A 6,135-nucleotide genomic window follows, 5' to 3' on the forward strand; every position below is an offset into this window, starting at 1 on the left:
TTCCCCTGTTAATTATCCTTCTTTGAAGGGCATTCCCATTTCTTTGAGTAAGGCGCGGCCCTCTTCATCCGTTGTTGCCGTTGTGATGATGGATATGTCCATACCCCGAATTTGGTCAATCCGGTCGTACTCTACTTCTGGAAAAATTAATTGTTCTCTGACGCCCAAGGTGTAATTGCCTCGTCCGTCAAAGCTTTTGGGACTAATGCCGCGAAAGTCCCGAATCCGAGGTAGTGCTAAACTGATGAGGCGATCGAGGAAGGAATACATCCGATCGCCCCGGAGGGTGACCATCATTCCCACAGGCATTCCTTCACGAATTTTAAAGCCTGCGATCGCTTTCTTCGCTCGGGTAACTACGGGTTTTTGTCCCGCAATTGTAGCGATTTCAGACAAAGATGATTCTAGCGCTTTCGCATTGCTAGAGGCTTCCCCCAATCCCCGGTTAATAGTGATTTTTATCACCTTGGGCACCTGATGGAAATTTTGGTACTTAAACTGTTCCATCAGTTTGGGGACGATCGTTTCTTGATACCGCGTTTTGAGTTGAGTAGTCATGAGTTTTACATCCTTATCCCTGGTCTTTGTCAGGGACTCCTTAGTTCTGAAGATATAGAGCGGTGGGGTAGGGCAAGAATCCCTTCCCCTTCGTCCCTTGCCTAATCAATAATTTCCCCGGTTTTTTTGAGCATTCGCACCTTTCGTCCGTCTTCGGTAAAGGTGTAACATATCCGGCTTGCCACTTTTTCTTTGGAAGAATAAAGCATGACATTTGAGCTATGAACTGGAGATTCAAAGGTCTCAATCCGACCCGATTCTCCTTCTTGCTGAGGTTTAACGTGCTTTGTTTTCACGTTAACGCCTTTAACAATCACTTGGCTCTTAGTCGGAAAGGTTTTCATAATTTCTCCAACCTTTCCTTTTTCTTTCCCGGCAATAATCTGCACCGTATCGCCGGTTTTGACGTGCATTTTATAGCGCGTCAGCGCAGTGTTCCGTTGTTTAGCCATTTACAGCACCTCCGGCGCTAAGGATACGATTTTGGTGTAATTTTTATCGCGCAATTCGCGAGCAACGGGGCCAAAAACGCGGGTTCCCTTGGGGTTACCATCGGGGTTAACAATCACGGCGGCATTGTCATCAAAGCGAATGCTCATCCCACTATCGCGACGTAATCCTTTGCGGGTGCGAACCACAACAGCCCGCACGACATCAGATTTTTTAATCGGCATATTGGGAATAGCATCTTTGACAACGGCGATAATCACGTCACCAACGCCTGCATAGCGGCGGTTGCCCCCGAGGACGCGAATACACATTAACCGTTTAGCACCGCTATTATCGGCAACGTTGAGATACGACTCTTGTTGAATCACCTTCAGTCTCCGTGGTTCTTAGATTTGGGTGGCACTATTGATAATCTCAATCACTTGCCAGTGTTTTGTGCGACTGAGGGGGCGAGTTTCCTGGATGCGGACGCGATCGCCCTCTTTACATTGATTTTCCTCATCATGCGCTTTGTAGCGCTTGGTTTTGACGACAATTTTGCCGTACTTGGGATGAGGGCTTCTATTTTCAATCGCCACAACGACGGTTTTATCCATCTTGTCGCTGACCACTACACCAACTCTTTCTTTAACTGCCATGTCACTTAGTTTGTTATTCAGCGGCGGATTCGGCATTAGCCCGTTTGCGAGCGCCTTCCAGTGTCAGCAACTGAGACAGTTGATGTCTCTTATGCTTGAACAGGTGGGTCTTTTCTAACCGGCGCGTGGCTTTTTGCAGTCTGAGCGTAAATAATTCCTTTTTCAGGGTCAAAATCTGCTCATTAACTTCGTCATCGCTCAAGTTTTGAATCTCTGACATTTTGGGAAAAGCCATAATCTTACTCCCCTTCTCGCGAAATGAACTTGGTTTTAATCGGCAGCTTGTAATCCGCCAGTCGCATGGCTTCACGAGCTGTTGCTTCAGTTACGCCACCAATTTCAAACATAATGCGACCGGGTTTGACTACAGCCACCCAAAATTCGGGAGACCCCTTACCGGAACCCATCCGGGTTTCTGCCGGACGCATGGTCACGGGTTTGTCTGGGAAGATGCGAATCCAGATCTTGCCACCGCGCCGGATATACCGGGTCATGGCACGACGGCTGGCTTCGATTTGGCGGGAGGTAATCCAACAAGGTTCTAAGGCTTGGAGGGCGAATTCACCGAAGTTAATTTCATTACCCCGAGTCGCCAGTCCTCGCATCCGCCCGCGCTGTTGCTTGCGAAATTTCGTTCTTCTAGGACTTAACATGATGTGGTAATCGGTAATGGTTCATGGAGCCTGCAAGAGAGGCGATCGCGTGGTCAATCCCTGGGCTTTTCCCGCTAGGAATGCGTTCGCTCCCTACCATTGCTGATCTCTTACCCTTCATTGGAGCGGTCTTCAAACTGCTGACGGCGTTTTTTGCCACCCCGGGGACGAGGACCTGCACCCGCTGCTGCGGTGACCTCCAGTTCTTGTCCGGGGATGATTTCTCCCTTGAAGGTCCACACTTTGACGCCGAGAATTCCATAAATGGTACTGGCGGTGCGGTAGGAGTAATCAATATCGGCTCTTAACGTATGCAGAGGCACTCTCCCTTCCCGAGTCCACTCGGTCCGAGCAATTTCTGCACCGTTGAGGCGTCCACTGACTTGGATTTTGATGCCTTCAACGCCAGCTTTTTGGGCGCGTTGAATGGCTTGCCGCACGACGCGACGGAAGGAAACCCGTCGTTCGAGTTGGCTGGCAATGTATTCAGCAATCAAGGTAGCATCGGCATCCACGCGGGCCACTTCCACAACATTGATGCGGATTTGGCGGTTGCTGCCGCCTAGCAGTTCTTGCAGTCCGGTCCGTAAGGACTCGATGCCACTGCCACCGCGACCCACAACCACGCCCGGTCGGGCGGTGCGAACTTCCAGGTCGATCTGATCGGCTTTGCGCTCGATCCGAACGTCGGAAATGCCCGCGTTGTTCAGGGTGCTGTGGACGTAAGCGCGAATTTTGTAGTCTTCTTCTAAGAGTTCGGGGTAGCGATTGCTATCCGCGAACCACCGGGAGCGGTGTTCTTTGGTCACACCAAGCCGGAAACCAATTGGGTGTATTTTCTGTCCCACGTTCTGTGCGTCCTCTACTTACCGTAAAAACTAACCAGTGTCTCGTAAACCGTAAAGTCAAGACTTGGGCTTACTTGGCACGTTTACGTTTGCTGTTCTATTCGTCCTCAAGCACGTTCGCGACGGCAACGGTGATGTGACAGGTCGGCTTGCGGATCATATAAGCCCGTCCCTGCGCCCGAGGCCGGAATCGCTTGAGAGCCGGGCCACCATCGGCATAAGCTTGAGAAACCCATAAGGTAGCTGGATCGAGTCCGCTGTTATGCTCTGCATTGGCTGCTGCCGATCGCAGAACTTTACGAATCGGATCGCAAGCACGATAGGGCATGAATTCGAGGATGATCAGCGCTTCGCGATAGGAGCGACCCCGAATTTGGTCTAGGACTCGCCGTACTTTGTACGGAGACATCCGAATATAACGCGCGATCGCTTTGACTTCTGTTGAGGTATCAATAGCCATTATGTTTCTCCGTTGTCCAAAGTCCTTTGTCGTTTGTTTGTTGTCCTTTGTTGTTATCAAAGAACCTTTAACATCAGACTCCGAACTAGCGATAAAGTGGGCGCAAGCATTGAGCCCCTACCGCCGTTGACTTTTTTTATCGCCTTTGGCGTGTCCCCGGAAGGTCCGAGTCGGGGCAAATTCCCCTAATTTATGTCCGACCATTTGTTCATTGATATAGACCGGCACGTGCTGACGTCCGTTATGGACGGCGATCGTGTGACCGAGCATATCAGGGATGATGGTCGAAGCTCGTGACCAAGTTTTAATGACCTGTTTGTCACCTTTCGCATTCAATGCTTCGATTTTACTCAGCAAATGATCGGCTACGAAAGGTCCTTTTTTCAGTGAACGACCCATAAGTCAGTGATAATTTCTCAAAGAATGAACCCAGAAGAATTAAAGAATAAAGTGTTAATTCGTTTATTCTCAACTCTCTTGTCTTGATGATTAAGACTGCCGACCGCCCTTGCCGCGCTTGGAGGTTTTCCGACGCTTGCGGACGATCAATGCGTTACTTAATTTTTTCTTCTTGCGGGTCTTCCCACCTAAAGCGGGTTTACCCCAAGGTGAAACTGGCCCACTTCTACCAATCGGTGCTCGTCCTTCACCCCCACCATGTGGGTGGTCTACGGGGTTCATGACGCTGCCTCTAACTTCTGGACGACGACCGGACCAACGTTTGCGGCCAGCTTTACCGAGGCTGATGTTTCTAACATCAATGTTGCCGACTTGTCCGATGGTGGCGTAGCACTCTTTGCGGAACATCCGAACTTCACCAGAGGGTAATTTCAGGGTGACGAAATCCCCTTCTTTGGCTTGCACCTGAGCGCCGGAACCGGCTGAACGCACGACTTGACCGCCGCGACCGGGTGTCATTTCGACGTTATGAACGACGGTACCTAGAGGCATTCTTTCCAAGGGGAGAGCGTTGCCAACTTCGATGGGCGAGTCGGGTCCGGAGATGATATGAGTGCCAACTTGTAATCCTAATGGATGTAGGATGTACCGCTTTTCACCATCCTGATAGAAGAGGAGGGCGATCCGGGCATTCCGGTTGGGGTCATATTCGATTTCCGCAACTTTGGCCGGAATGTTATGTTTATCGCGGCGAAAGTCGATTTGCCGGTAAAGGCGTTTATGTCCGCCTCCACGATGACGGCAGGTAATCACCCCGCGATTGTTCCGTCCTTTTTTCCGGTGCTTTGACTTGGTTAGGGATTTTTCGGGAGTGTCGCGGGTGATTTCGTCAAACTCGGAGACACTGTACTGGCGTGTGCCAGGTGTGTAGGGCCGATAAGTACGGATACCCATAATTTAAAGTTTTGGTAACACTGCTTGATTTGCCATTGAATCCCATAAGCGCTTGGCACAGTTCGAGTGGGGATGTTGGAACCGCCCACTCCTAACCGGGCATCGGTTACACTTCTGGGAAGAAAATGTTTTGCAGGGAATCACCCTGGGCTAAGGTGACGATCGCTTTTTTGTAATGAGGCTTATACCCGACAAACTTCCCAACTCTACGTTTTTTGGGGGGTTTGTGCATGGTATTCACGCTGACTACTTTCACCTCAAAGAGGTGTTCGATCGCCGCTTTGATTTGGGGTTTGGTGGATTTGGCATCCACATCAAAGACGTATTTGTTCTGCTCCATCAGCAGGGTCGCTTTTTCGGTGACGATTGGGGTCTTCACCAAATCGGCCAGCTTTCTGAGATTATGTTCAGCCACCGTAGACCTCCTGAACTTTTGCGAGTGCTGCTGCTGTGGTTACGATTTTGTCAGCGGCAACCAGGTCGTACACATTTAACTGGTTGACGGCAATCAGTTTGATGTTTTCTACGTTGCGGGCTGATAAATAAACGTTGTCATCTCGTTGGTCAACGATTAATAACACCGTGGAGTCTGCATCGACTCCCCACCGGGCGATCGCACTGAGGAGATCTTTAGTCTTCGGACGGGGCAGTTTATCTGCAAATTCCTCGACGACGATCATGTCTTCGCTGCGGCTGATGAGCGCGGTTCTCAGGGCGAGTCTGCGCTCTTTGCGATTCATCTTCACGTCATAATCTCTGGGTTTGGGTCCAAAGATGACGCCGCCGCCTCTCCATAAGGGCGATCGAATTGAACCAGCCCGCGCTCGACCTGTTCCTTTTTGTCTCCAGGGCTTTCTGCCCCCGCCTCTGACTTCCGCCCGGGTTTTGGTCGATGCCGTTCCCTGACGCGCCTGGTTCAGTTGCCGAGTTACCGCTCTATGAACGATATGCGAGGCGTTCTCTTCAGACGCTACTCGCAAATCGATCGTCGCTTCGGCAACCTGTTCGCCTTCCCAGTTTCTGACTACACAATTAACCATATCTCTCTATTCCCGTTCTCTATGCTTTATGAATGGGGAATTCATTCTTTTCTCACCGGGGTGCTATTTAGCACGGCCTACATAATTGGCTGGCTTAATATTGAGCAGTGCACCGGGTTTTCCCGGAAGTGCTCC

Annotated in this window: 12 protein-coding genes; all 12 read right to left on the reverse strand. The window is 50.4% G+C overall.

From position 1 onward, the window contains the following. Positions 1-12: 12 nt before the first annotated feature. Complete coding sequence (rplE, locus tag J0895_RS10730) at positions 13-558, reverse strand: 50S ribosomal protein L5 (RefSeq protein WP_207088089.1); 546 nt, start codon at positions 556-558, stop codon at positions 13-15. 101 nt (positions 559-659) lie between these two features. Next, a complete protein-coding gene (gene rplX / locus J0895_RS10735; RefSeq protein ID WP_242541195.1) occupies positions 660-1,010 on the reverse strand; it encodes a 50S ribosomal protein L24 in 351 nt (116 codons plus the stop codon). Then, the gene (gene rplN / locus J0895_RS10740) at positions 1,011-1,376 is read right to left on the reverse strand and encodes a 50S ribosomal protein L14 (RefSeq protein ID WP_015148980.1); all 366 of its coding nucleotides are present in this window, start codon (positions 1,374-1,376) and stop codon (positions 1,011-1,013) included. An 18-nt stretch (positions 1,377-1,394) separates the two neighbouring features. Beyond that, positions 1,395-1,646: a 30S ribosomal protein S17 gene (gene rpsQ, locus J0895_RS10745; protein ID WP_207088090.1), complete on the reverse strand. Its 252-nt coding sequence runs from the start codon at positions 1,644-1,646 to the stop codon at positions 1,395-1,397. Positions 1,647-1,659: 13 nt separating this feature from the next. Beyond that, entirely contained in the window at positions 1,660-1,881 is a 222-nt protein-coding gene (gene rpmC, locus J0895_RS10750; RefSeq protein ID WP_207088091.1) for a 50S ribosomal protein L29, read from the reverse strand. 4 nt (positions 1,882-1,885) lie between these two features. After that, complete coding sequence (rplP, locus tag J0895_RS10755; protein ID WP_207088092.1) at positions 1,886-2,299, reverse strand: 50S ribosomal protein L16; 414 nt, start codon at positions 2,297-2,299, stop codon at positions 1,886-1,888. 110 nt (positions 2,300-2,409) lie between these two features. Beyond that, positions 2,410-3,147 carry a 30S ribosomal protein S3 gene (gene rpsC / locus J0895_RS10760; RefSeq protein WP_207088093.1) on the reverse strand — a complete coding sequence of 246 codons (738 nt, stop codon included), beginning with the start codon at positions 3,145-3,147 and terminating at the stop codon, positions 2,410-2,412. Between the two features lie 97 nt (positions 3,148-3,244). Beyond that, a complete protein-coding gene (gene rplV, locus J0895_RS10765; protein ID WP_207088094.1) occupies positions 3,245-3,607 on the reverse strand; it encodes a 50S ribosomal protein L22 in 363 nt (120 codons plus the stop codon). Positions 3,608-3,724: 117 nt separating this feature from the next. After that, the gene (rpsS, locus tag J0895_RS10770; protein ID WP_207088095.1) at positions 3,725-4,006 is read right to left on the reverse strand and encodes a 30S ribosomal protein S19; all 282 of its coding nucleotides are present in this window, start codon (positions 4,004-4,006) and stop codon (positions 3,725-3,727) included. A gap of 90 nt (positions 4,007-4,096) precedes the next feature. Continuing rightward, on the reverse strand, positions 4,097-4,960 hold the full coding sequence (gene rplB, locus J0895_RS10775) for a 50S ribosomal protein L2 (RefSeq protein ID WP_207088096.1): 864 nt from the start codon (positions 4,958-4,960) through the stop codon (positions 4,097-4,099). A gap of 106 nt (positions 4,961-5,066) precedes the next feature. Further along, a complete protein-coding gene (locus J0895_RS10780; RefSeq protein ID WP_207088097.1) occupies positions 5,067-5,375 on the reverse strand; it encodes a 50S ribosomal protein L23 in 309 nt (102 codons plus the stop codon). Beyond that, on the reverse strand, positions 5,368-6,000 hold the full coding sequence (gene rplD, locus J0895_RS10785; RefSeq protein ID WP_207088098.1) for a 50S ribosomal protein L4: 633 nt from the start codon (positions 5,998-6,000) through the stop codon (positions 5,368-5,370). The genes J0895_RS10780 and rplD overlap by 8 nt, the downstream gene beginning before the upstream one ends. Positions 6,001-6,135 lie beyond the last annotated feature (135 nt).

Source organism: Phormidium pseudopriestleyi FRX01, from assembly GCF_017313335.1.
Taxonomy (GTDB): domain Bacteria; phylum Cyanobacteriota; class Cyanobacteriia; order Cyanobacteriales; family Laspinemataceae; genus Laspinema; species Laspinema pseudopriestleyi.